Below are 19,973 nucleotides of genomic sequence, written 5' to 3'. Positions count from 1 at the left end.
GACGAGTGCTGACTGACGTGTCTGTGTGGAGGTGGGTACTGCGGTGAGCAGGTCAGGTGATCTGATCTCCACACGAGCGCAGCGCCGCGCGGCGGCGGCGGCAAAGGTGGCCGGCGCGGCCGGCTCGGCTCGCCCGGCGGTGGCATCGTTTCTGGCAGCCCAATCTCAAGTCGTCGCAGCCGAGCAGGCGATGGTGGCGGCGTTGATCGAGTTGCAGGCCCATGTCGGTGGCCTGGATGTGGCGGCGGAGATGGTGGGCCTGGATGCCGAGTCGGCGCGCGCCCTGGTCTCGCGTGTAGCTGCCCATGGCAGTGGACGCGGAGGCGGGTGATGGCCGCGCGTCGACCGGTGCCGCAGTCCACGACGAGTGAGGAACAACGCGAGGCATGGGTGGCTCGTGTCGGTGAAATCGCGGCGCTGCTCGGCCAGTCCCCTCCCCCGTCCGTCGAGTTTCTCCCCGGCCCCTTGGGCATGGGTGCTCGCTATCACCACGGCACCGACACGTTGGGTATCACGGACGGATGGATCAGTGCGCAGCCGGATCCGCAGTCGTTGCCGTCGTCGGCATTGTTGGCCCACGAATTGGGGCACCGTGAGGACTTGACCAAGCTTCGTCGCGCCCGCCGGCTCTACTACGTGGCGTACGTCGTTCTGGTGGTGATCCTGCTCGGTGGCTGCGCCGCAGCGTTCGTGTCGTCGACGCGCGATGCCAACGGCGGGTTGGCCGGGTCGGTGTGGTTCCCCTTGTTCATTCCGTCGGTGGGTGCTGCCATCGTGGGCGCGCTCATGGTGATGAGTTGGCCGCGTGAGTACTACGCGGATGGTGTCGCGGCGCGTCTGTTCGGCAGGGACGGTGTTGCGGCGTGCTTGGCCGTGTACGCCGCGAACGGTCCTCGTTCGACCGTCTGGCCGTCGCACACCCACCCATCGCACCGGATGCGGGTCGCGCGGCAACGTCGCCGCGAAGCCCAGAGACGTTAGGTTGCCGGTGCCCAGCCGCGACGAGCAAGTGCGCGCGTTGCGGAACAGGTTCATTGCCTCGGTCGCTCGATCCGACGATGCGGGCGAGGTGAGGTTGCTGCGGTGGCCGGCCGCTGTGAAGGTCGCGGCGACATTGCCCCGCAAACCTCCCCCTCGCACGGACGATGGCACGTCCGTGCGCGGCGGAGTCGCGTCCGTGCGCGGCGGAGTCGCGTCGTTGCCCGGCGGGAAGGTCGTGTGGATACCGGGCCTGTTCGGAATCGCGGTGGTCGGTACTGCGCTCGGCTGGGCGGCGGGAAGCAGCGACGCTTGGGCCCTACCGGCCGTAGGGACTGCACTTGCGGTTGTGGTCGTGATGTTGGCGGGGGCGGCGTGGACCGGGTATCTGCGTGATCCCCGGTACCGGCCTGCACGGTTCGCAGAAGTGGGTGGCGATGGCGAAGCACTCCGGGTGCGGTTCGGTTCGCGGTGGTTGGTGCTCGAAGGCTGGGGCTACTTCGGACACAAACATTCTGGGTCTCGGCGCGCTGCGGTGATCGCGCAACGGGCGTTGGCGTTCGCTGATGACACCGAGCTCGCGGTGTATGTCTCGGTACGCCGATCGGCCCCGAAGGTTCGACAGTTGTATCTCGACGCCGGGTTCGTCGATGCCGGTCCCGGGCAGTGGCTGCCAGCCTCGATCGCCCTGTTCCGATGCAGCCGCTCACGGGTCGACGTTCTCGTACGAGACGCTGCCCGGGGGGAGTCGAGGAGGTAGACTCGGCGGCGCTGAGGATGCCGTTGCGGGTCGATCCTTCAAGCGCCGATTCGTGTACCCACCGAACTCGTCGCGCTGCTGTTGCCGACGGTTCGGGCGACTTGAAAGGCCCGCAACTCATGAGTGTCACCCCCATCAACACAGAAGCGATCTACGCCGCAGCCGAGGCCGCTGTTCGTGGACGTGTCGCCTTGGCCGAAGCCATCGTGACCGCACAGCAAGCAGTCGGCACCGCCGAGGAGAACGCCGCCAAGCGGCGTGCCGAAGCCGACGCCGCGATCAAAGCCGCCGAGGCCACCAAACGCGCAGCGACGAAGTCGGTCGAGGTCAGCAAGAAGGCCGTCCATGCCGCCATGAAGGAAGCGCTGACTGGCGGGTGGACGGCGGCCGAGCTCCGCGACATCGGCCTCACCGTGCCGACGTCGGTCATCGCAGCTGCCGCCGGCGGTAAGTCGACGGAGTCACGCAAACGCGGTACGAGCACCGCGACGAAGCGTCCGCGGATCAGCCTGAACGCGAGCGAGGATGCATCCTCGACCACCACCGGCGAGCAAGGCCCCACGGAGACGGCGACGACCGTTCCCCCGGAACATCAGCCGCAGAACGAACACGGGCACACCGGCAACGCTCCCGACGTACAGTCACTGGCGCACACCGGATAGCGCGGGAGACGGGTCGATGAGGTCCTCGACAGCGGGCCACGCTCGCAACGAGCCGACTATCCGGGAAGCGTTAGGTGGGTGGGGAGTCGGTGCCGAAACCGTTAGCAGTGGGCGACAACGACGAGCAAGCTCGGTTCCGCAGCTACGTCGTGCACGGGCCGCGTCGGTCCTCGTGTGCGATCTGGATCGGGGCCATCGCCGACGATGGATACGGCAGATTCTGGGTCTCCCGCGGTGGACAACCGCGGGTGGTTCGCCCGCATCGTTACGCGTTGGCGATCGCGCTCGGTGGGTCGATCGACGAGTCGGTGAACGCATTGCATATGTGCGACAACCCGATCTGTGTACGGGTGACGCTGGACGAGGCGCAGCAACAGCCTCTTCACGTGGTCGATGGGAATCAGTCGCAGAATCTGCGCGACATGGCCGCGAAGGGACGCGGCGGTGGACGTCGCCAACCCGGGCTTTGGTACGGGCCGGATCGAGCCGCACGTGCTGCGCGCTCGCGCCGGTTGCGTGCCGCGGTGCGTACGGGTTGGGACGACGCAGCGGTGCAGGCAGCTCTACTGGAGAGCGGCACTCCCACACTGTTCTGACACCGGGGCCGGGCGAGAAGTCACAGCGGGCTGCTGAACGCACTGGCCACGACGGCGACGGCCATCGCGAACAGGATGCCGGCCACCACGGCCACGATTCGGAACCCCATTCCGAACACCATGCCCGTTGCGCGTACCGGTGCGAATCGCCAACCTCCGTCGTCGGTGACGCCGGCGCGCAACACCGCAACGACGACGACGATTCCGATAACTATCGCGATCACCACGATCATCACCTCGCTTCTCGTTCTGGGGGTCGCCCGTGTGGCGGCCAGTAGACACCACACCACCGACAAGTTCCGCCGCGCTCGGCGGCAGCCGGCATGTCGACGCTGGCTGATCCACCGCACTTCCCGCACTTCCCGCACTTCTCCGCGCGTGCCGTCTCCGGGAGAACACGCGCGCACAACGCCCAAAGGATCACTCCTCATGACTTCTGCACGAAATCGTCCCACCCATTCCGAATCGATCACCGTCGAGGTCGCGACCCTCGATCAACACAACGATCCCGGACACGTGTTCGCCCGCGCCGAGTTTCAGTCGCGGACAGCGGCGGCGTCCTTCGCCGTCAGCCAAGCCGCGATGCTCTCCGCCGGCCGGGAAGTCGACCGTATCGCCGCCACGGTCAGTGTTCGGTCGAGCGACGGCGCACACACCGAGCTCCCGTTCACCGGGACTCCCAACGAATTGGCGGTGGTGCTCAGTAGCGAACCCGGGTACGCGGCGGGTGTCCGCAAGGCGCAGGTGCCGGCCCCGCCCGCAGTAGCAGAGGTGATCGCTCAATTCGCCGACTCCGCACCCTCGCGGATCGACGCTCCCACTACCGCGCCGGACGTGAGCGAGGTCCGAGTGCAGTCGACCCGTCCGGACCCGATTCCTGATTCCCGGACCGTGGTCGGGGTGTATTCGACAGCGGATGCGACGCGCATTGCTTCCGCGATCGCCGATCGGGTCGGAGGTTCCGTCACCGCGGATCCCGAGAGCCAGAAACTGACCGTGAACCACGCGGCACCGATCACAGCGCACGAACGCGCGACAGTCGAGCGGCGTCATCGCATCGCCTCTCTCCGGGCGAACATCGCCACTCTCGACACCGTGCGTGACCGCGACCAAGTCGCCGCACTCAGTGGTGAACTGGACGATCTGCAGAAGCGAACGCAGTCGTTCGAGCCACGACCGGACATCGCGCCGATGGACGACCCTGCGGCGCAAGGTCAGTCACGCGCGTCAGTTGCCGGCGGGACCTCGACACCGTCGACTCCTCCCTCCCTGCGAGCGGTTCTCAACCGCCGGCCGAGTCACCCACGCGAAGCGACACCACCGGTGCAATCCCCGCAACCGCGCGTTGCACACGATCTCGGACGCTGACCGATGATGGACCTGTTGATGACAGCCCTGCGCTGGTTGTCCTTGCTAATGGTTGTCGCCGCGTTTCTCGCGTGCGCCGCTGGATTGCTACGCAAGGTGTTCGTGACCGAGGCCTATTGGGAGGATCGCACCAACAGACGCCTGGCGACGATCGCGTGTGGATGCCTCGTCGGTGCCATCGTCACCTCCCTGCCTCTCACCCCCGGATTACCCCTCTGACATGTTCACCTCACCGAAGGGCACGCCCCATGAGTTCAACCGAATCCTCTGCCGCCGCACTGTCCGAGATCGACAGTCTGGAACTGGCAATCCTCACTGAACTGTGTTCCCCCGAAGCAGTGGCCGCGTTCGAGTTGCTCCACAGCACGGTTCCGGTGGCGACCGGGTCGCGGTTCGTCGAGCTGCTGGCGATCATCAACGACATCTCGGGCCCGAACTTCGCCGTCGACGCATCGCTCGATCTGCTCGATGCGGTGCAGGACTCGGGCGACCTCGCGTTGGTCGTCGCGGCCGCGGCCTCACTCGACGATCCGATCACCGCGCTCGCACTCGCACAGCTGCTGCGCACCATCCACCAGGACTGACCTACGCCACCTGCATCGGTCCGCGAGACAGCAGAAAGCCCCGACCACGCATGACGGTCGGGGCATTTCGCTGTCCGGGCGGGGTTCTAGTGCTGGGGCCAGCCGCGTACGAGCTTGTCGGTGCTCGCGTGCAGGGCGTTGAAGGCGTCGACGAGGTACGTCAGCCACAACGTGGCGGTCTCGGGCACCGGGACCAGTGTGGACGGGACGGCGTTCTGTTCGTCGTCGGAGAGTTCGTTGAAGTTGCTCGGGTAGTCGGTGGTGTCGCCGTCGACGATGTTCGGTGCGCCGTCGATCTCGTAGGTGATCACGAATTGGAGCTCGTGCCGGTTCGCGGCGGTGAACTCGGCCGACAGTGCGAGCTCGCCCCACAGTCCCCGGTCGTAGGTGACGGCACCGGACTGGATGGCCGCCTGCAGCAACCAGTGCGGCGTCGCGGGGACCGATTCGGTGCCGGGTTCGGGCCACCCGAAATCGTCGTCGAGCACGTCGGCTTTGGCGAGGTCGAGGGTGAGCAGCGGCGCGGCCGGCGCGCGGGTTCCGTCGGCGGTGGGTGCGGTCATGGCCGGTGCCTCCAGGGTGTCGGTGACGATGTCGGTGTGGGTGTGGGTGACGATGAGGACGCCGAGGTCGGTTCCGATGTTCGCACTGTCCCCGAGAGCGTCGAGCAGCCGTTCGGCCAGGGTTGCGGCGTCAGCGGCGCGGTAGGTGCCCAGGGTGCTCCACGTCGCGGCGTCGTACGAGGTTTCCGACGCCGAACACACCTGCACCGCCAACGCACCGCTACCGGGCGGCACGTGCTCGAGGTCGCCGGCCGCGTCGACGACAGCAGCGATCTGCTCCCGTACGTGCGCTGGCAGTCCGGCACCGAGCACAGCGGCGTCCACGGCGGTCATGCTCACGCGGGGGTGCTGTGACTGGCGGCGTAGGCGGCGATGGCCTCGCGCATCACGTCGGCGGGCCTGCGGCCCTGCCGTGCTGCGATGGCGTCGACACTGTCGCTCAGTGGTTTCGGGAGCCGGACCTGTCGGCGGGGGGACTCTTGGCCGGGTTGGGCGTTCGGGTCCAACGGCGGTCGGCCGCCTCCGGCTCGTTCGAGCAGGGCTCGCCCCGCTGCTGCGGCGTCGCCGCCGCGCAGAGCGGTGGTCGAGTTCTTGGGCAGGGTCATCTCGTTCTCGGCCCAGTCGGACAGGGCCTGGTGGTCGGTGCGTTCGGTCATGATGTTCACCTCTGTAGTGGGGTTGTGCGGTTGTACGGCTGGAACGTCGCCTGCGTGGTGTCAGTCGGTCATGCGGTCGAGGTGTTTGGGTCGGGCTTCCATGACGTGGAAGACGACCATTCCTCGTGGTGGGATCACCTCGACCATCACCTCCAACAGTGCTCCCCCCAGTGTGCGAGGTGGACCGATGAACAGCCACGGTTTCGCAAGTCCCGGCACTCGCGGCTCGTCGAACTCCCGCTCGACGTAGTACGCGTTCTCGATCGCATGGAGTGCGTCGGCGTGGTCGATACCGTGCTTGTCTGCACTGTCGGTCCATTCAATCGCCATACCAGTATTGTACTACAAAACGATCACTTTGTGTACTACAAAACGGTTTGGGGTGCACCGGCTCGGTGGGCACGAACGCGGCAGGCGGACCCACAGAACCGTCGACGTCGACCGGTGGCGGGTTGGGTGAGCACCATCCGGCAATCGGGGCCGTAGCGGCGGGTGAGCGAGCGTCATGGGCGGGGCTGCCGAAAAGCGGTGAGCCGGTTGAACGCTGCCCGCTGCCGGGTGCCGAGTTCGACCATGTAGTCGAACAGGTCGGCTTCGGGTGCTTCTTCGGCGGCCTGAGTCAGTCGTTGGCCTGCGACATGGAAGCTGCGGCGGTAGCTCTGGGACAGGACGTTGTCGGCGTAGTGGACGGCCGCGACGGAATGCGCCCCGGCGGTGACGATGCCCATCAGCCGTTTGCGTAGCGGGGCGTCTTTGGCTCCGTCTGCTCCGGATCGGATGAGAGCGCCGGTGACGGAGGCGAAGTCGTGGGGTTGTCCGGCGGCGATGAGGTCGACGATGTGGCCGTACATGCGTGCGTGCGCTGGATCTTCGAAGTCCGCTGCGGTGAGTGTGCTGGTGATCCGTTCGATGTCGGTTCCGGCGGCGCTTTGGTTGCGGACGTCCATCAGGGCGCACAGGAGCATCGCTTCGGGATCGGTGGCCGGGTCGTAACCGGGCTCGACCGACGTGTCGAGGTCCTCGACGGGTGCGAGGTCCGCGCGTGCCTGCGCTGCGTCGTCGCCGGGTGTGGGGACTGCGCGTAGTGCGTTCATCGTGGGCCTCGTGTTCGTGTCGGGTCGGACGTCGTACCGGTGGGACGTTGCTACCGGCTGTGATGCGTCGAGTCAGTGGTCAGGATGCGGCTTTGTCGATGTCGTGGTACTCACTGTCGGCCTTGTCTGCATGGCGTGTTGTGGGGTGTTCTGCGGTGAGTTCGGCGTCGATCTGTCGGTCGATGTAGTCGGCGTCGGGGGTGTAGGCGGGTACGAGTCGCATGGTGGGGCCTCTTCTGTATTTGTGGGTTTCAGGCGGCGGCGAGCTTGTTCAGGGCGTCGATCTGGAACCCGCTGAAGTGGTGGTTCTCGTCGGCGTAGACGACGGGGGTCTGCCGGTAGCCGAGTTCGTCGGTGATGAATCGGTAGGCGTCGGGATCTTCGGTGACGTCGATGATTCGGTAGTTCACCTTCTTTCTGTCCAGGAAGATTTTGGTTGCGTTGCAGGGGTCGCATTGCGGCTTGGTGTAGACGGTGATGGTGGACATAGTTCTCTCCTTCCGAGAATTTCGGCTGTTACCTGTCATTCTAGGTCAATATCGGCATTTTGACCAGGGCTATTCAGATATTAATAGCGACTAGTTCCGTTGTTGCGCTTCATCTTTCATCATCTACATTCGGTGTTCTGCTATTCGTACGGGGGATTGCAATACCGCCATATTTCGCCTTTCTACCCCTTCTCCTACTGCGTTCTTTTCGCTTCCGGGTGACGCATTCTCGTTGCGCAGCCAGACGGATCGACAAGAACCTCCCCCTTTGTGTGTGGTGGCTGGTGTTCGTGCTGGTCGGTAGGGTTCTGGGGTATGGAGCGCTCGCGGATCGAACATGCCTTGTCCAAAGCTGTGGTGAACGCTGAACCGCCTCCGTCGGATTTGGCGCTCGAGGCGATCGTGGCCGGTGTTCGGGTCCAGGACACCCGACCCACCGCCGCCGGCGTCGATATCGTGTGGCCGGCCGATCCGACGTTCCTCTGAGCGCAGTTCCGCTCGTGGCCTCCCCTCCCCTGATCTGACGGCCGCCCGCTCCGCGCACGCGAGCTGGATTGCCGGGCGTGGCCACCTCGAATCGGTGGCCACGCTCGGCTGCGGTTGTCAGGTGTAGCTCTGCACCCTGCCGATGTGGGCGGCGACGTAGTCGGGGGTGATGACCTCGCACAATCCCTTGATCGTCTGCGGCGGCATTCCGACAGAGAGTGCGCCCGAGAGCAGAGCGGCCAGGATCGGGAGGGTGACGTTCGCGCGTTCAGCGGTGCGCTGGGCTGCCTCGAGTGCTTCTTGGGCGGCTGCACCGTCGCCGGTGCGGTAGAGGAAGTAAGCGGCGATGGTGAGTGCGTTGGTGCGGGCTGTGCCGCGCAGCGGTGCGGCGATGCGGGTGAACGCGTCAGCGGCGTCGGCGTCTCCGTGGATGGACATGGCCAGGAAGGCGTCTCTGACTTCGGTGTGGCCGGTGGCCAAGGCGAGTCCGATCCGGGCGGTGAGGTCGACGCTGGGGATCTCGCGGGCGTGGATGACTGCTGTGAGCTCGTCGAACGTGACGGGCAGGAAGTCGGCACCCATGGTGGCGGCGGCGGCGAGTGCCAGGGATTCGGGAATCTCGGTGGTGGGGTGTATCGGGCTGTGAGGTCGCCGCGTGATGCGGCGATGACGGCTCCGGCTGCGGTGCGGGCGGTCGCCAGCGCGGTGGTGGCGGGGTCGGGATGGTGCCGTCGGTGAACCGGTCGAGGTCGGTGAACGTCGTTCCTGCGGTGAGGCTGTGGGTGTGCAGGGCGCGGACGGTGCGGATTCCGCGTGCGGCGAAAGCGTCGCGGATGGCGTCGAGCCCGATCAGGGCTGCGCCTGCGTGGGTGGTGTCGGCGATGGCGGCGAGGATGACGGCGGTGACGGTCGTACCGTCGACGCTCTGGTGCTCGAGACTGTCCACTGTCTGCTCGGCGGCTGCCTCGGCCCGGTGGGCGTAGACGCGGCCGGTGGCGGCGATGGCGTGTGCGCCGTTGCCGGTGTCGGCCAGGGCGATGATGATGACGGAGTTGTCGGGGGTGTAGCCGAGCAGGGCGGGGATGGCGGCGAGGGTGTCGGCGGCGGTGGTGAGGGACATACGGTGTTGGGTCATGGCGAAAGCCTTTCGAGAGTGTGTGTGGGATGGGTTGGGGTGGAGTAGTTTTCAGTTCCGGAGTTCGCGGCGGGCGGTGCGGCGGTCGCGGCGTGCGCTGGCGCGTTTGACGGTGCGGCGAACTTTCCGGCTGCCGCGTCGGTGAACGATGATGTCGATTTCGTCGGAGGTGGGGTGCTGCGCTCGCATGACGGTCCTTTCCTGTTATCGGTGGCGGGTGCGGAGGTCTCAGCGTGTGCGGGTGAGGTTGCGCAGGAAGCGGCGGATTCGTTCGGTGATGGATGGCGGGCCGGTCATGGCCTCTTCGAACTAGCCCATAAAGTGCTCGTAGCAGGTGGGGCAGTCCTCGTCTTCGCATGGCGAGCTGTCAAGAGCGCCGCGTGTGTCGTCGTTGATGCACGGGAGGTCGGGGATGGCACCTGCGGGGCAGTTGTAGTCGCGGCAGTCGCAGAGCGCGCCTGCGTAGAGCCCGGTGGTGTTGTCGTCGCTTGCTGTGGTGTGGTCGTCGTGCATGACGGGTCTCTTCCTTCTCGACTGGTGGCCGGACCTGCTGCCCTGCCAATTTCTTTGTGCCGTGGTGGCTGGGGAGAGAAGTCAGCGCACGGGGCCGGAGTGTCAAGGGTCGGGCCGAAAAGTTTTCAGCCGGAGGCGTTTTGAAAAGTTTTCGGAGCCCTTGGGCCGGGAGCGCAGCGGACGCCGGCGGTTGATGCGGAGGTCACGGGTGATGAATGCTCGGAGAAGCCACCTACGTCACACAGAAATTGATTCTTTTCGCTCTTTTGAGTGCGGAGCGAAGCGGAGTTCGATTCGGTGCAGCCCGTAGGGGTGCGTGTGGCCCGCCAGGGCCTGCCTGTGAGCGTGGCCGGCCTCGGGTGGTGGGACGCGGAACGCCGCCGGAGCTGGTGCTCTACGGCGGCGCGGGAGTGGGGTACGGCTGGTTGGTGATTGTGCGGGAGCGACGGGTGGTGACGACGCTGGGTGTCGCGGTAGCTCTTGTGGGTCAGGTGTGGTTCATCGCCCGTTGTGATCCTGCGTTGTTTCGAGGGTTGTGTCTGTTGCGGTGAGGCTGTTTTCGTATTGTCCGGCGGCGTGGTTGCGCAAGATTGTGTGGATGCTGACGGCGACTGCGAGGGCGGCTACGACCAGGGCGAGTAGGAGAAGGATCGACGGGTGTCGTCCGGTCAGTAGGTCGTTGACGTTGACGATGGCTGCGAGAGCGCAGATACCGCAGCTGAGTGCGAGGACGTATCTGAGGGTGATGGCGCGTTGTGTTCGGAATTTGCGGGCCGCGTGGAGTAGCCGCTGCGCGTCTTGTCGGGTGTAGTTGGTGGTGAGTTGGCTTCGTAGTTGCTGCATTTCGGTTTTGGCGGTTGCTGTGCTCGCGAGGTTGAACAGGTTCATCGGGCGTCCCAGGTTGTCGCGGGCGGGTCAGGTGTTGCGTTGGCGGTTGTGGTGGAGTTCGTGTGCGTTGGCGACGGTTGCTTCGGCAGCAATGGTGTCCACGAACTTGTCGCGGGTTGCGTAGCGCTTCAGGTTGTAGCCGCTGTAGAGGACACCGAGAACACTTGCGCAGGAGGCGATCCACAGAATTGTCGACGATTCATTGCCGGCGATCATGTTGACGGTGTTGGTGGTGAGGACGATGAACGAGAGGGCGAGGTTGAAGTGGAATAGTCGTTCGAGCTGAATGGCGCGTTGTGTGCGGTAGGCGCGGGCCGCACTGAGGTACAGACCCGCTCCCTCTCTGGTGTATTTGGTGAGGAGGTCGAGGTTGAGTTGTTCCATCTCGGCTCTGGCGGCGTTGGTGTTCTTGGTGTTGAGGATGTTCATCGGTTGTTCCTGTCGTCTTCGACGGTGGCTTGGACGAAGCTGCGCCGCTGGCTGGCTTCGTACTCGTCACGGGTGCTGTTGAACATCCGTGCGCACTGGTAGCCGAAGCCGATGAAGCCTGCAATAAGGGTTGCTTTCCATCCCCAAGCGAGGTCTGGGTAGGTGAGGGCGAAGACAGTGGCAGCGACTACGGCGAGGCTGATGAGAGCAAGCGCGTTGCTGTGCAGTGCGGTTCGTGACGGCGTGCGTATGTAGCGGGTGCTGATGGCGTAGGCCCCGGTGACGAGTGCGACGAACACGATGAAGGCGGTGGTGTTGACGACGTTCATTGTTCTTCCCCTGCGGTGCTGGTCCGGCGAGGGCCGAGCAGTGCGGAAACGCCGACGCTACGGAAGATGGACAGGCTGGCCAGCAGTACGGCCGCGAGTCCGACGGTGGCTCCGATGTTGAGGATCCAGGTGAGGGTGTTTCGGTCGTCGAATGTGGTCCAGAGTCCGATGATGGTGACGATGTTGCCGGCGATCATCAGGAGCCAGGCCCAGTTCGCCAACATGGTCTTCTGAGTGGTGCGCAGGGCGTAGAACGCGACACCTGCGGCGACGATGGTCGCTATTCCGGTGGTGAAGAGCATGTGGTGTGGTCCCCCGCATTGTGTCGATCGACCTGTCGTCGTCAATGGTTGTGTGTGCCGTTGGTGGGGTCATCTTGCCAGGTGGGGCCGACATACTGCTGGGTGTCGACCGCCATCGGGGCGAATCGTGTCAGCTGGTGAGCTGTTTGCGTGTGGTGGTATCTATGGCGATCTGGGCGTTGTCGTAGATGCGGACGGGTAGCAGGTGCGGCTAGAGCCGGGCTCGAAGGTCGGCGAACCATTGCGCGGCTGTGTCGAGGTCGGATTTGTCGATGTCGTACCGGAGTCGGTCGAGCGCTTCGACTTTGGTGTAGCCGATGCGGCGGAGGGATTGCGGTGTCGCGGAGGATGACGGCGACGGCGAGGACTTCCCCGGTCGATCAGGCGGGCCAGGGTTCGTCCCGTTCGGTGGAGGCACGAGCGAACTGGGCATTTGCGAGCCGCTCGGTGGCGAAGCGCTGTGCAGATGTCACGGCTGACCCTTTATTGGGATGTCAACGATACGGATGGCGCTGCGCCTCAGAATGATTCGATGTGGAGACGTTCGCGATCGTATCGTTTGCAGGTGGTGATGGCTGCGGCTGCGGCGTCGTCGGATCCGAAGATGTAGCGGAACAGCGGCGTGCTGTCGGGTAGGTCGATTCCTCTTGCGGCTGCGGTCGGCACCCAGGGGCGTCGGGCGTGTGTGTTGACGGTCTTCTTGCTCATGCCGAGCGCTTTCGCGGTGTCGGATTGACTGAGGCCATTCAGGAGTGCGGCTTTGACCAGCGCCTGGTCGACGTAGTTGTCGGCGAGGTAGGTGAGGTGCTGAACGAAGAAGCGGGAGCGTTGCCGTTGTTCGGTGAGTGCGTCGACGTCGTTGGTGGCTGTCATGCGACCAGCATGCCGGTACACGGCTAGTACCGCAATACCGGACCGGTTAAGCGATCGGTGTGACCGCATCGGCGGGAACCCACTGCCGATCGAGGTCGAGCCGTCCCTTCTTGTTGCCCGTGGGTATCGAAAACGACACGCTCGCAAGCCAATCCCCCACACTGGTCCGGGCCCACGCGAACAAGGTCCCTTCGACAATGGTGTCCATGGCCAAGCCCTCAGATCTCTCGCCTGTCCGTCACTGTTGCTGGAGCGTGACCGTTCAGGATGAAGTCGTCATCCAACCGACCGACCTCCGACCGAGGGCGGCCCCAGCGCTAGGACGTGACAATCCCGTCATGGATCGATACGACTAGAACAGTCCCAGCACCAGCGTGATCGCCAGGAACAGTGCCAGCTGATAGCCGGTGTTGATGGTCGTCAGCTTCAGTGGCTTCTGCTCGAACGAGTTGTGCTGAAGAAGGGTCGATGCGGACAGTGCCAGCCAGGCGACGACCCCAACCACCAGTGCCATCCACACGGAGTCGTTACCGGTCGCAGCCGATGTGAGCCCGACGGCGAGCGCGAGCCCGACGGTGGTCGCGACGTTAGACACGGCGAGCAGGATCAGGTTCCGCGTTCTGACAGGTTTGTTCTTCTCCGGCGTGATGCCTGTGAGCCCCTCCCAGGCGTCCGCGATGGCACCCTTTGAGTACCAGGCCATCGCGACAACCATCCCCGCGACGAACGCGAGGAGCACACCAATCCAGCTGATCTCCATGCCTGTACCTCCCTGATAGCCAGGGCACGGCCAGCCCCTAGCGACGGTGATCCGCGCTTGATATAATCAATCATGGTTGAAAATGTCAATCTTGCGTCACGTCGATCTTATGGCCAGTTCTGCGGGCTGGCACGCGCGCTCGACATCGTCGGAGACCGTTGGAACCTCCTGATCGTGCGCGAGCTGCTGCCAGGCCCCCTGCGATACAGCGACTTGAAAGCCTCCCTGCCGGGCGTGGCGAGCAACCTCCTGGCCGAACGGCTGCGGACGATGGAGGAGACCGGCGTTGTGGAGCGAGTGCTGGGAGACGCAGGCGTCCTCTATGGACTGACGCGATGGGGCAGGGAGCTCAAGGAGCCGATGGAGGCTCTGGGGCGGTGGGGCATCCCTCTGTTGACTACCGGGCGGGGCGATGACGAGTTCCGGCCACGATGGCTGACTCTTGCCCTGCCTGCCATCCTCAATGGGAGAACGGCAGCGCCGTCCGTAGAGGTTGGCTTCGAGGTGGAGGGCCTGCTCATCGTTCTCCGTATCGACGAGGATGGACCGAGCGCGCGCATCGGTGACGACCATCGACCGGAGACCGTTCTGGCGGCCGAGGCCGATACCGTCGTCGGCCTCGTCGCCGGTACCCTCACCGTCGACCAAGCGCTCGATGCAGGTGAACTCCGCGGAGATGCCGGCACACTTCGGCGAGCGTTCGTAGGCGACGCCGCCTACAAGGGCCTGGCTCCGAAGGGTCCGTAGTCGGAGCGACGCCGTCAGTAACGTCATGGCCAGCAACAGCTTTGCAACAACAACACTTCACTGGCTAGAGACCTTCGGCCCTCACTTTCAACGCCGTGGTGTCGCGGAATCGCCCGCCTCCGGATCGTCCGATCGCCAGCGCGATATTCACGTTCACCGATTTTGGCGGGTCCACGATGCGCCGGGTGGGTGGCTCGAAGGTGGTGGGCCAGGCATCGAAGATGCCGGCCTCGTTGTCGGTGGTCATTGCGCGACGGCGACGGGCCGGTGGACGGTGAGGTCGGCGGCGGGTGCGGGTGTCCAGCGCAGCCCTGTCTCGCCGAAGCTGGGGGTGGTGAGTGTGTAGCGGCCGGTGCGGTGTGGTGTTCCGCGGCCGTGGACGGTGGTGTCGAGGGTGATGGATTTGATGCGCCCTCTCCCCTGCTCGATTCCGCCGTAGCCGGTGACGGTGGAGGCGATCGTGAGATCGGTACCGGGCATGTGTCCATCCGTGAGGACCAGGATGCTGGCATGTCGACGATTCCTTGCGAGCAAAGCCCTTGCGCGCGTGGGTGGTACGTCTCGGCCGTGCACGGTGGTGACGACCAGATCCAGCCCGTCGAGACAGATCGAGGCAGCGTCGAGCGGGTCCCCTGCCCCTGGATCGACGAGGTGGACTTTTGCGAGATCCCCGCCGTGTTCGTGGACGGCGAGCAGGCTCAGGCGTGGTTGGCCGATGAGGGCGACGTGGTGGCCGGCTGCGGATGCTTCGGCGACGAGGGCGATGAGCATGGACCCGGCACCGGTGACGGTGACGGCGGTTCCGCGGGCCAGAGCTCGGCGTGGGAGCAGCGCGGCGAGCGGTGGTGGTACTGGCATGGTGCGAAGGGTTTTGCCGCGTACAGCCGCGTTGAGCGGCTCCGAGCCGTCGGCCTCGCCCGCGAAGTCCGTGCTGCCTGCGGTGGGTGCCGCTGGTTCGGGTGCGGTGATGGTGGGGAGGTCGGTGGGTGCGTGGTCGCGGCGGCCGCCGGGGACGGTGGCCATCCGTCGGCGTAGGACGTCGAGTTGGGTGGCTTTGTCGAGTCCGGTGAGGTCGGGGATGGCGTCGACGGTGGCCATGTGGATCGACCTTTCGCCGTGCCGGTAGGAACTACCGCCAGCGTATCGAACGGGTGTTCGACTGTCGAATGTGCTGGTCAGCTCGTTCGGCGAGGAATGGAGACGCCGTCGAGGTCGTCCTTGGTGAAGGTCCAGGCGAGGTGCCGGTACCGGCGGAGGGTGTGTTTGACCTGGTCGAGGGCGTGAGAGACGGCCGGGTGGTCGGGGTCGTGGCCTTCCGATCGGATGGCTGCGCGCTCGTCGTCGTCCATGTCCGGTTGGACGCACGGGTGGTGCGGCGGTTCCGGCAACAGTCATTTACTCGAATGACTGGACGAGAAGTTTCGGAGACGCGGCAGTGGCCGCGTCGACGGGTCGTTTCAAACGAAACAGGGGCCACTCATCTGTGATGCGTGGCCCCTGTTTCGATGCTGGGTGACGGTGTTCGCCAGTGCGCCTCTCGGCAGGTGGCCGCTCGTAGCGGCTGATGGTTGGTACCCGGGGCATTGGGATCGAACGCCGTCGAGTTCGACAACGACAGTGCTGTCGGTGGTATTCCAGACCGTGCGGGAGACAAAAAAGGGGGGTCCCGGCCCCGTGGTGGGACCGGGACCCGGAGGGCCTGGGCTTAGTGGGTGCACCAGAAGGACCCGACCGGGATGGCTGCTCCCGGCTGCCCGGCGCACCACCGGCAGGTGGTGTCGTGCTCGATCCGTCCGAGCACCCCTTCGGCCTCCTCGATGAGGATGGGTAGCTCTGCTGCGCTGGCGAGCGCGAGCGCTTCGGTGGCCCACCGGGCCGCGCGCGGATCTTCGGCGGGGAGCTGAGCGGCATTGCCGATGAGATCGGTGATGATCTGGTGATCGTTGAGCAGGTTGTTGTTCATGGCAGGGACACCTTCCAAAGGTTCGGATGAGACGTCCCCGATCGACATGACGAGGGTGGACTGTCAAACCGCGTCTTGGAGCGTGCGACCGCGGTTTGATTGGACGGGGTCCCCGGCATGTCAGGCTGGGACGACTCGTACGACCAAATTGGTGACCCATATGGGCGGCCCCGAACGGGGACGTGCGAGCGCGTCCACGCGGTCGATTCTGTTGCACTGCAACACGTATGAGATGCGTTCGCACCCAGCGCGTTGGAACGCTATTGCTTTGCCGTAGCGGTATTTTCGTCGTAGGTAGTTACGGTTTCGAATAGGTCGAGTAGAAACTTTCGTGTCGATGAAGAATGCGGATATCGACGCTGGTTTACCCTGCATGGAGACGAATGCAAGGACGCTTCGTAACGTGTAATGGAAAGGTTCTGCGGCTGTGGCCAAACAAGTGACAGTTCAGTTGGTCGACGATATCGACGGGTCGGTCATCGACGGCGAATCCGGCGAAACAATCGAATTCGCGATCAACCGGTGTCGAGTACTCGATCGACCTGAAAAGCGAAGAACGCGAACGAGTTCCACAAGAAGCTCGACTATTACGTCGGGCATGCGACGCGAGTCGGTGGCCGCAAGCGTAAGACTTCCCCCGCTGCCGCGTCGACTGCGACAGCGGCCGGCGGATCGGTCAAGCGTGATCCGGAGCAGACGCGCGCGATCCGGCAGTGGCGTTCCGATCAGGGCTACAAGATCAGCGAACGCGCCGCATCCCGGCCGATATAGAAGAGGCGTACAACGCCGCACACTGACGAGCGTGAGCCGCCCGCGTCGACGTCAACGGACACCGGTGATGCGCCGAGCGGGGGAGCTCGAGGGGCTGCCGCAGGCCCCTCGACCCGAGCCGGGGACGCCGAGCCATCGGTGGCGGGCACCGTACAGGTACCCGCCATCGATGTCGGTCCTAGTCGGTGACGGTTTCCTCGTTGAGTGCGTCGTACGCCTGCTCGGGTCATCGTCCCGGCTGCGACCTGCTCGACCGGCGTCAGCTCGTAGCCGTTCTCGGCCAAACAGTCCTAGATAGTTGTCCTGGTTGGAGCCTCCGACTCGCTTCCACCAGTCCTTGCCGGTCCCGCTCATCCGTGCTTCGTAGGCGGCGAGGATCTGCGCCAGCAGAATCACCTGAGCACGGTGTCGTTGGCCTTGTCGATCACCGGTGCCAGCGCGTCACGTGCGGCCCGCTCCTTCCAGTCGCCGTAGACGGTGGTCGTCGGCTCGGCCACCCGCGACTTCGAGCAGCTCAGCGAGTACTGCGAGGCTTTGTTCTGGTGAGCAGTCCTGGCTCGTCGACGAGGGTGTCGGTGATCCACTTCGAAGCACCCTTCGCAGGGTCTTGCGGGTGAGGAACTTCGACACGAATCCTTGCGGACCACGGTCGAGGCGAGCGATGCGACGTTGAGCGCCTTGGTGCGGCGGCGCGCTGCCCGTTCGTTTCCTTCGCTGCCGCTTCGGCGCGAGCCGCTTCTGCTCGGCTACCTGGGCGACGGCCTCGGCATCGGCGGGATCGACATTCTCTGCGGGTTCGGCCAACGCGGCCGCGAGATCGGTCCCGGCTTCACACCGGCGTCGTCGGGTCGGCGTGTAGTACTTCCGGCACCCATACCTCGGCGGCGGTGATGTCCTTGTGGTGGTGCAACCCCCTCGTCGGGTATGGCTTCGGGGTCGTCCTCGGTGTCCCAGTCGATGCTGTCCTCCTCGATCACTTCGCCTGTCGCGGTGAGGGTGAACTGGTCTTCCTTCGACAGCCACACCGCCCAGTGCCCAGCTGCACCGTCGATCACGGCCTCGGTCACCGGGTCACCGTCGGCGGTCACCAGGTCGTCTGCGCGTAGGTACCGGTCGCCGTAGCCGGTTCTTCCTCGAGGACGGTCAGCCCTCGCTCGCGTAGGGGATGCCTGCTGCGGTACGGCCCTTGCGGACGGCACGGTCTGCGAGGAGCCGCTGCGCCATCCCACCGGAAGTCGTACCGCGTAACTCTCAGTAGTTTCTCGACGGCGGCGGTGTCGCCGTCGCGTCGAAGACGGCCACGACTGCGGCCTGCTCGAGGTCGAGCTGTCCGGAATCGAGGCTCCGAGCGCAGTTTCCGAGCGGCCCGCTGTGCCTGCTGTTTTCACAGTGTCACGCTTGTCGTACTGCAAGGTTTTTGGCGATCTTCGTCCACCGAGACACCGAGATCGAGCATCTCGGTCACTGCCTTCGCCCGCTGACCTGCGTGAGCGCGATGCGTCGGTCGTTGGTGTTCACCTGCTGAGTGAGGCGTTCGATTTCGCGGTCCTTGGCCTTGCTCGCAGTCGGACGGATCAGCACCGCACACTGTCGACCGCGGCTTCGCGAGCGGCGAGGTGCGAACCTGGCCGTCGATGACGACGACTCGGTCGCCATCGCGGCGCGCGAGGATCGGCAAGAGCACACCGTGGTCGGTGATGGAGGCGACGACGGCGCGGAACTCGTCCGAATCGGTGTCGACCTTGTCGCGGACGTTGGGCCGACTTCGAGGGCGTTGGGTGCAGGCGGGCGAACTCCTCGCCCGCCCCACGACCGGCGTGGTGCCGGTCGTGGGGGCTTCGTTGCGGCGGTGGTGGTTTCGATGCTTGCCGGTCATGGTGGTGTCTCTCTCCTGGTAGATTCTTCGGTTGGAGACACCGGCAGATAGAAGCTGTCCGGTTTTCTTGTTTCCTGCCTTGGTGGTTACTGCTCGGCGGCGGCGCGGACGCCGCCCGCAGTCTTGGCTGCCCGAATCTCGCTGGTCGTGGCACCGCTCCGACGTGCGGTGGCTTCCCAACTGCACACCTGCTCGTGCAGGTCTTCCATCCGGTCGTGGTCGTAGTCGGTGGCCCCGACGTACCGTGAGGCCGCTTCGTACGCTTCGGTCAGCTGTCCGAGTGCGTGGGTCTTGACCTGCGCCGGTACCTGACCGATCGCGACCATGATCGCCGTGCGCAGTCCCACCGTCCTCGGTCGAGTGGTGATGTCGTGCATGTCGTGACGTCCCTTCTCAACTGGTGGCCTGGCCCTTTGCCCTGCCGTTTTTTCGCCGTTTCTGGCGTGAGGAGAGAAGTCAGCGCACGGGCCGGAGTGTCAAGGGTCGGGCCGAAAAGTTTTCAGCCGAGGCGTTTTGAAAAGTTTTCGGAGCCCTTGGGCCGGGAGCGCAGCGGACGCCGGCGGTTGATGCGGAGGTCACGGGTGATGAATGCTCGCCGGTAGCCAGAACCGAGTGAGAAAACGTCCTTCGCTCTTTTGAGTGCGGAGCGCAGCGGAGCTCCATTCGGTGGACGCCCGCAGGGTGGCCGGCACCGCCAGCAGGCGGGAATGCATGCCGGCCCGTCGACACCAGGCGGTGACCACCTCCCGGTCATTGAGCTTCGACGGGCGATTGTGCGGGAGCGACGGATGGTGACGGCGCTCTGTGTCGCGGCAGCACCTACCCTGTCAGGGGCTTCGGTACGGGCGGCCACTCGTGGGGATGTACAGACGCTGGTTGCGTGGGAAGTGGTCCGGCCACACTACCGGGGAGACGGTCCCAATCCATCTCAACCTTTATCCATACTCGAGGATTCTCGAACGAGGTTTTGGTCGCGCTGAAGGTTGCGTGACGAAACGTCGTGCCAAGCCGACTGCTAAACGTCGCCTCATCGAACGAGATGATCTCGCCGTCGAACGTCGATTCAGTGAACGAGGTGTAATCGCCGCTGAACGTCGCCTATCAAATGTGGTGTATTCGCTGCGGAATGTCGCGCCACTGAACGACGTGTAC

At 65.0% G+C, this 19,973-nt stretch carries 34 protein-coding genes and 2 pseudogenes; 11 read left to right on the top strand and 25 right to left on the bottom strand.

What is annotated here, in order from left to right; translation table 11 throughout:
• The first annotated feature begins 43 nt into the window (after positions 1-43).
• The 5 genes from AYK61_RS25960 (at position 44) to AYK61_RS25940 (ending at position 2,996) form a co-directional block, all read left to right on the top strand.
• Complete coding sequence (locus AYK61_RS25960) at positions 44-331, top strand: hypothetical protein (RefSeq protein WP_147458413.1); 288 nt, start codon at positions 44-46, stop codon at positions 329-331.
• On the top strand, positions 331-981 hold the full coding sequence (locus AYK61_RS25955) for a M48 family metalloprotease (RefSeq protein ID WP_121873751.1): 651 nt from the start codon (positions 331-333) through the stop codon (positions 979-981). Before AYK61_RS25960 ends, AYK61_RS25955 begins: the two co-directional genes overlap by 1 nt.
• Positions 982-988: 7 nt before the next feature.
• Positions 989-1,738 (top strand): hypothetical protein, encoded by a 750-nt coding sequence (locus AYK61_RS25950; protein WP_147458412.1) that lies wholly within the window; start codon positions 989-991, stop codon positions 1,736-1,738.
• A gap of 119 nt (positions 1,739-1,857) precedes the next feature.
• Complete coding sequence (locus AYK61_RS25945; protein WP_147458411.1) at positions 1,858-2,400, top strand: hypothetical protein; 543 nt, start codon at positions 1,858-1,860, stop codon at positions 2,398-2,400.
• Between the two features lie 89 nt (positions 2,401-2,489).
• Positions 2,490-2,996 carry a hypothetical protein gene (locus tag AYK61_RS25940; RefSeq protein ID WP_259468301.1) on the top strand — a complete coding sequence of 169 codons (507 nt, stop codon included), beginning with the start codon at positions 2,490-2,492 and terminating at the stop codon, positions 2,994-2,996.
• A gap of 20 nt (positions 2,997-3,016) precedes the next feature.
• Here AYK61_RS25940 and AYK61_RS25935 read toward each other — a convergent pair whose 3' ends face one another.
• Positions 3,017-3,232 carry a hypothetical protein gene (locus AYK61_RS25935; protein WP_147458410.1) on the bottom strand — a complete coding sequence of 72 codons (216 nt, stop codon included), beginning with the start codon at positions 3,230-3,232 and terminating at the stop codon, positions 3,017-3,019.
• A 193-nt stretch (positions 3,233-3,425) separates the two neighbouring features.
• Here AYK61_RS25935 and AYK61_RS25930 point away from each other — a divergent pair, with 193 nt between their 5' ends.
• From AYK61_RS25930 to AYK61_RS25920, 3 genes are read left to right on the top strand one after another with little or no spacing between them, the layout of a single operon-like run.
• The gene (locus AYK61_RS25930) at positions 3,426-4,364 is read left to right on the top strand and encodes a methyltransferase (protein WP_121873746.1); all 939 of its coding nucleotides are present in this window, start codon (positions 3,426-3,428) and stop codon (positions 4,362-4,364) included.
• Positions 4,365-4,382: 18 nt separating this feature from the next.
• Positions 4,383-4,583: a hypothetical protein gene (locus tag AYK61_RS25925; RefSeq protein WP_147458409.1), complete on the top strand. Its 201-nt coding sequence runs from the start codon at positions 4,383-4,385 to the stop codon at positions 4,581-4,583.
• Positions 4,584-4,612: 29 nt separating this feature from the next.
• The gene (locus AYK61_RS25920) at positions 4,613-4,948 is read left to right on the top strand and encodes a hypothetical protein (RefSeq protein ID WP_121873744.1); all 336 of its coding nucleotides are present in this window, start codon (positions 4,613-4,615) and stop codon (positions 4,946-4,948) included.
• Positions 4,949-5,034: 86 nt separating this feature from the next.
• Here AYK61_RS25920 and AYK61_RS25915 read toward each other — a convergent pair whose 3' ends face one another.
• From AYK61_RS25915 to AYK61_RS25895, 6 genes are all read right to left on the bottom strand, one after another.
• A complete protein-coding gene (locus tag AYK61_RS25915; RefSeq protein WP_121873825.1) occupies positions 5,035-5,844 on the bottom strand; it encodes a hypothetical protein in 810 nt (269 codons plus the stop codon).
• 2 nt (positions 5,845-5,846) lie between these two features.
• Positions 5,847-6,167 carry a ribbon-helix-helix domain-containing protein gene (locus tag AYK61_RS25910; RefSeq protein WP_259468300.1) on the bottom strand — a complete coding sequence of 107 codons (321 nt, stop codon included), beginning with the start codon at positions 6,165-6,167 and terminating at the stop codon, positions 5,847-5,849.
• A gap of 60 nt (positions 6,168-6,227) precedes the next feature.
• Complete coding sequence (locus AYK61_RS25905) at positions 6,228-6,497, bottom strand: hypothetical protein (RefSeq protein ID WP_121873742.1); 270 nt, start codon at positions 6,495-6,497, stop codon at positions 6,228-6,230.
• A 173-nt stretch (positions 6,498-6,670) separates the two neighbouring features.
• Positions 6,671-7,261: a DnaB-like helicase N-terminal domain-containing protein gene (locus AYK61_RS25900; RefSeq protein ID WP_121873741.1), complete on the bottom strand. Its 591-nt coding sequence runs from the start codon at positions 7,259-7,261 to the stop codon at positions 6,671-6,673.
• A gap of 79 nt (positions 7,262-7,340) precedes the next feature.
• Entirely contained in the window at positions 7,341-7,484 is a 144-nt protein-coding gene (locus AYK61_RS27525) for a hypothetical protein (protein WP_183130568.1), read from the bottom strand.
• 28 nt (positions 7,485-7,512) lie between these two features.
• Positions 7,513-7,749 carry a glutaredoxin domain-containing protein gene (locus tag AYK61_RS25895; protein WP_121873740.1) on the bottom strand — a complete coding sequence of 79 codons (237 nt, stop codon included), beginning with the start codon at positions 7,747-7,749 and terminating at the stop codon, positions 7,513-7,515.
• A 315-nt stretch (positions 7,750-8,064) separates the two neighbouring features.
• On the opposite strand from AYK61_RS25895, the gene AYK61_RS27520 reads away from it, so the two are divergent.
• Positions 8,065-8,235 (top strand): hypothetical protein, encoded by a 171-nt coding sequence (locus tag AYK61_RS27520; RefSeq protein WP_183130567.1) that lies wholly within the window; start codon positions 8,065-8,067, stop codon positions 8,233-8,235.
• Positions 8,236-8,352: 117 nt separating this feature from the next.
• Here AYK61_RS27520 and AYK61_RS25885 read toward each other — a convergent pair.
• From AYK61_RS25885 to AYK61_RS25845, 10 genes and pseudogenes are all read right to left on the bottom strand, one after another.
• Positions 8,353-9,355, bottom strand: a pseudogene (locus AYK61_RS25885) (DUF4192 family protein).
• Between the two features lie 66 nt (positions 9,356-9,421).
• A complete protein-coding gene (locus tag AYK61_RS27515; protein ID WP_183130566.1) occupies positions 9,422-9,559 on the bottom strand; it encodes a hypothetical protein in 138 nt (45 codons plus the stop codon).
• 120 nt (positions 9,560-9,679) lie between these two features.
• Positions 9,680-9,883: a hypothetical protein gene (locus AYK61_RS25880; protein WP_121873737.1), complete on the bottom strand. Its 204-nt coding sequence runs from the start codon at positions 9,881-9,883 to the stop codon at positions 9,680-9,682.
• A gap of 498 nt (positions 9,884-10,381) precedes the next feature.
• Positions 10,382-10,771, bottom strand: a complete 390-nt coding sequence (locus tag AYK61_RS25875) for a hypothetical protein (protein WP_121873736.1) — start codon at positions 10,769-10,771, stop codon at positions 10,382-10,384.
• A 27-nt stretch (positions 10,772-10,798) separates the two neighbouring features.
• The gene (locus tag AYK61_RS25870) at positions 10,799-11,200 is read right to left on the bottom strand and encodes a hypothetical protein (protein ID WP_121873735.1); all 402 of its coding nucleotides are present in this window, start codon (positions 11,198-11,200) and stop codon (positions 10,799-10,801) included.
• Positions 11,197-11,529, bottom strand: a complete 333-nt coding sequence (locus tag AYK61_RS25865) for a hypothetical protein (RefSeq protein ID WP_121873734.1) — start codon at positions 11,527-11,529, stop codon at positions 11,197-11,199. The genes AYK61_RS25870 and AYK61_RS25865 overlap by 4 nt, the downstream gene beginning before the upstream one ends.
• Complete coding sequence (locus tag AYK61_RS25860) at positions 11,526-11,831, bottom strand: hypothetical protein (RefSeq protein ID WP_121873733.1); 306 nt, start codon at positions 11,829-11,831, stop codon at positions 11,526-11,528. Before AYK61_RS25860 ends, AYK61_RS25865 begins: the two co-directional genes overlap by 4 nt.
• 519 nt (positions 11,832-12,350) lie before the next feature.
• Positions 12,351-12,704 carry a hypothetical protein gene (locus tag AYK61_RS25850; protein WP_121873824.1) on the bottom strand — a complete coding sequence of 118 codons (354 nt, stop codon included), beginning with the start codon at positions 12,702-12,704 and terminating at the stop codon, positions 12,351-12,353.
• A 46-nt stretch (positions 12,705-12,750) separates the two neighbouring features.
• Positions 12,751-12,912 carry a hypothetical protein gene (locus AYK61_RS27510; RefSeq protein WP_183130565.1) on the bottom strand — a complete coding sequence of 54 codons (162 nt, stop codon included), beginning with the start codon at positions 12,910-12,912 and terminating at the stop codon, positions 12,751-12,753.
• Between the two features lie 144 nt (positions 12,913-13,056).
• On the bottom strand, positions 13,057-13,464 hold the full coding sequence (locus AYK61_RS25845) for a DUF1761 domain-containing protein (protein ID WP_121873731.1): 408 nt from the start codon (positions 13,462-13,464) through the stop codon (positions 13,057-13,059).
• A 72-nt stretch (positions 13,465-13,536) separates the two neighbouring features.
• On the opposite strand from AYK61_RS25845, the gene AYK61_RS25840 reads away from it, so the two are divergent.
• The gene (locus tag AYK61_RS25840) at positions 13,537-14,211 is read left to right on the top strand and encodes a helix-turn-helix domain-containing protein (RefSeq protein ID WP_121873730.1); all 675 of its coding nucleotides are present in this window, start codon (positions 13,537-13,539) and stop codon (positions 14,209-14,211) included.
• A gap of 64 nt (positions 14,212-14,275) precedes the next feature.
• Here AYK61_RS25840 and AYK61_RS25835 read toward each other — a convergent pair whose 3' ends face one another.
• From AYK61_RS25835 to AYK61_RS25825, 4 genes are all read right to left on the bottom strand, one after another.
• On the bottom strand, positions 14,276-14,458 hold the full coding sequence (locus AYK61_RS25835) for a hypothetical protein (RefSeq protein ID WP_121873729.1): 183 nt from the start codon (positions 14,456-14,458) through the stop codon (positions 14,276-14,278).
• The gene (locus AYK61_RS25830; protein ID WP_121873728.1) at positions 14,455-15,309 is read right to left on the bottom strand and encodes a hypothetical protein; all 855 of its coding nucleotides are present in this window, start codon (positions 15,307-15,309) and stop codon (positions 14,455-14,457) included. The genes AYK61_RS25835 and AYK61_RS25830 overlap by 4 nt, the downstream gene beginning before the upstream one ends.
• A 77-nt stretch (positions 15,310-15,386) precedes the next feature.
• On the bottom strand, positions 15,387-15,560 hold the full coding sequence (locus tag AYK61_RS27505) for a hypothetical protein (RefSeq protein WP_183130564.1): 174 nt from the start codon (positions 15,558-15,560) through the stop codon (positions 15,387-15,389).
• Between the two features lie 356 nt (positions 15,561-15,916).
• Complete coding sequence (locus AYK61_RS25825; RefSeq protein ID WP_121873727.1) at positions 15,917-16,174, bottom strand: hypothetical protein; 258 nt, start codon at positions 16,172-16,174, stop codon at positions 15,917-15,919.
• A gap of 427 nt (positions 16,175-16,601) precedes the next feature.
• On the opposite strand from AYK61_RS25825, the pseudogene AYK61_RS25820 reads away from it, so the two are divergent.
• Positions 16,602-16,971 (top strand): annotated as a pseudogene (locus tag AYK61_RS25820) (Lsr2 family protein).
• Positions 16,972-17,337: 366 nt separating this feature from the next.
• Here the strand turns inward: AYK61_RS25820 and AYK61_RS27125 are convergent.
• The 4 genes from AYK61_RS27125 to AYK61_RS25805 form a co-directional block, all read right to left on the bottom strand.
• Positions 17,338-17,529, bottom strand: coding sequence for a hypothetical protein (locus AYK61_RS27125; protein WP_147458408.1), 192 nt, complete (start codon positions 17,527-17,529; stop codon positions 17,338-17,340).
• Between the two features lie 162 nt (positions 17,530-17,691).
• Positions 17,692-18,174 (bottom strand): hypothetical protein, encoded by a 483-nt coding sequence (locus AYK61_RS25815; protein WP_147458407.1) that lies wholly within the window; start codon positions 18,172-18,174, stop codon positions 17,692-17,694.
• 155 nt (positions 18,175-18,329) lie between these two features.
• Positions 18,330-18,821, bottom strand: coding sequence for a ParB/Srx family N-terminal domain-containing protein (locus tag AYK61_RS25810; RefSeq protein WP_121873725.1), 492 nt, complete (start codon positions 18,819-18,821; stop codon positions 18,330-18,332).
• 86 nt (positions 18,822-18,907) lie between these two features.
• Entirely contained in the window at positions 18,908-19,198 is a 291-nt protein-coding gene (locus AYK61_RS25805) for a hypothetical protein (RefSeq protein WP_121873724.1), read from the bottom strand.
• Positions 19,199-19,973: the final 775 nt, after the last annotated feature.

This window comes from Rhodococcus sp. SBT000017 (genome assembly GCF_003688915.1).
Lineage (GTDB): Bacteria > Actinomycetota > Actinomycetes > Mycobacteriales > Mycobacteriaceae > Rhodococcoides.
This window is presented reverse-complemented; position numbering and strand designations above follow the sequence as displayed.

What these genes read in the sequence shown, in the direction of transcription:
- AYK61_RS25955 (WP_121873751.1), top strand. Translation starts at nt 331, where the DNA reads ATGGCCGCGCGTCGACCGGTGCCGCAGTCCACGACGAGTGAGGAACAA.
- AYK61_RS25945 (WP_147458411.1), top strand. Translation starts at nt 1,858, where the DNA reads ATGAGTGTCACCCCCATCAACACAGAAGCGATCTACGCCGCAGCCGAG.
- AYK61_RS25930 (WP_121873746.1), top strand. Translation starts at nt 3,426, where the DNA reads ATGACTTCTGCACGAAATCGTCCCACCCATTCCGAATCGATCACCGTC.
- AYK61_RS25925 (WP_147458409.1), top strand. Translation starts at nt 4,383, where the DNA reads ATGACAGCCCTGCGCTGGTTGTCCTTGCTAATGGTTGTCGCCGCGTTT.
- AYK61_RS25920 (WP_121873744.1), top strand. Translation starts at nt 4,613, where the DNA reads ATGAGTTCAACCGAATCCTCTGCCGCCGCACTGTCCGAGATCGACAGT.
- AYK61_RS25915 (WP_121873825.1), bottom strand. Translation starts at nt 5,844, where the DNA reads ATGACCGCCGTGGACGCCGCTGTGCTCGGTGCCGGACTGCCAGCGCAC.
- AYK61_RS25910 (WP_259468300.1), bottom strand. Translation starts at nt 6,167, where the DNA reads ATGACCGAACGCACCGACCACCAGGCCCTGTCCGACTGGGCCGAGAAC.
- AYK61_RS25905 (WP_121873742.1), bottom strand. Translation starts at nt 6,497, where the DNA reads ATGGCGATTGAATGGACCGACAGTGCAGACAAGCACGGTATCGACCAC.
- AYK61_RS25900 (WP_121873741.1), bottom strand. Translation starts at nt 7,261, where the DNA reads ATGAACGCACTACGCGCAGTCCCCACACCCGGCGACGACGCAGCGCAG.
- AYK61_RS27525 (WP_183130568.1), bottom strand. Translation starts at nt 7,484, where the DNA reads ATGCGACTCGTACCCGCCTACACCCCCGACGCCGACTACATCGACCGA.
- AYK61_RS25895 (WP_121873740.1), bottom strand. Translation starts at nt 7,749, where the DNA reads ATGTCCACCATCACCGTCTACACCAAGCCGCAATGCGACCCCTGCAAC.
- AYK61_RS27520 (WP_183130567.1), top strand. Translation starts at nt 8,065, where the DNA reads ATGGAGCGCTCGCGGATCGAACATGCCTTGTCCAAAGCTGTGGTGAAC.
- AYK61_RS27515 (WP_183130566.1), bottom strand. Translation starts at nt 9,559, where the DNA reads ATGCGAGCGCAGCACCCCACCTCCGACGAAATCGACATCATCGTTCAC.
- AYK61_RS25880 (WP_121873737.1), bottom strand. Translation starts at nt 9,883, where the DNA reads ATGCACGACGACCACACCACAGCAAGCGACGACAACACCACCGGGCTC.
- AYK61_RS25875 (WP_121873736.1), bottom strand. Translation starts at nt 10,771, where the DNA reads ATGAACCTGTTCAACCTCGCGAGCACAGCAACCGCCAAAACCGAAATG.
- AYK61_RS25870 (WP_121873735.1), bottom strand. Translation starts at nt 11,200, where the DNA reads ATGAACATCCTCAACACCAAGAACACCAACGCCGCCAGAGCCGAGATG.
- AYK61_RS25865 (WP_121873734.1), bottom strand. Translation starts at nt 11,529, where the DNA reads ATGAACGTCGTCAACACCACCGCCTTCATCGTGTTCGTCGCACTCGTC.
- AYK61_RS25860 (WP_121873733.1), bottom strand. Translation starts at nt 11,831, where the DNA reads ATGCTCTTCACCACCGGAATAGCGACCATCGTCGCCGCAGGTGTCGCG.
- AYK61_RS25850 (WP_121873824.1), bottom strand. Translation starts at nt 12,704, where the DNA reads ATGACAGCCACCAACGACGTCGACGCACTCACCGAACAACGGCAACGC.
- AYK61_RS27510 (WP_183130565.1), bottom strand. Translation starts at nt 12,912, where the DNA reads ATGGACACCATTGTCGAAGGGACCTTGTTCGCGTGGGCCCGGACCAGT.
- AYK61_RS25845 (WP_121873731.1), bottom strand. Translation starts at nt 13,464, where the DNA reads ATGGAGATCAGCTGGATTGGTGTGCTCCTCGCGTTCGTCGCGGGGATG.
- AYK61_RS25840 (WP_121873730.1), top strand. Translation starts at nt 13,537, where the DNA reads ATGGTTGAAAATGTCAATCTTGCGTCACGTCGATCTTATGGCCAGTTC.
- AYK61_RS25835 (WP_121873729.1), bottom strand. Translation starts at nt 14,458, where the DNA reads ATGACCACCGACAACGAGGCCGGCATCTTCGATGCCTGGCCCACCACC.
- AYK61_RS25830 (WP_121873728.1), bottom strand. Translation starts at nt 15,309, where the DNA reads ATGGCCACCGTCGACGCCATCCCCGACCTCACCGGACTCGACAAAGCC.
- AYK61_RS27505 (WP_183130564.1), bottom strand. Translation starts at nt 15,560, where the DNA reads ATGGACGACGACGAGCGCGCAGCCATCCGATCGGAAGGCCACGACCCC.
- AYK61_RS25825 (WP_121873727.1), bottom strand. Translation starts at nt 16,174, where the DNA reads ATGAACAACAACCTGCTCAACGATCACCAGATCATCACCGATCTCATC.
- AYK61_RS25810 (WP_121873725.1), bottom strand. Translation starts at nt 18,821, where the DNA reads ATGACCGGCAAGCATCGAAACCACCACCGCCGCAACGAAGCCCCCACG.
- AYK61_RS25805 (WP_121873724.1), bottom strand. Translation starts at nt 19,198, where the DNA reads ATGCACGACATCACCACTCGACCGAGGACGGTGGGACTGCGCACGGCG.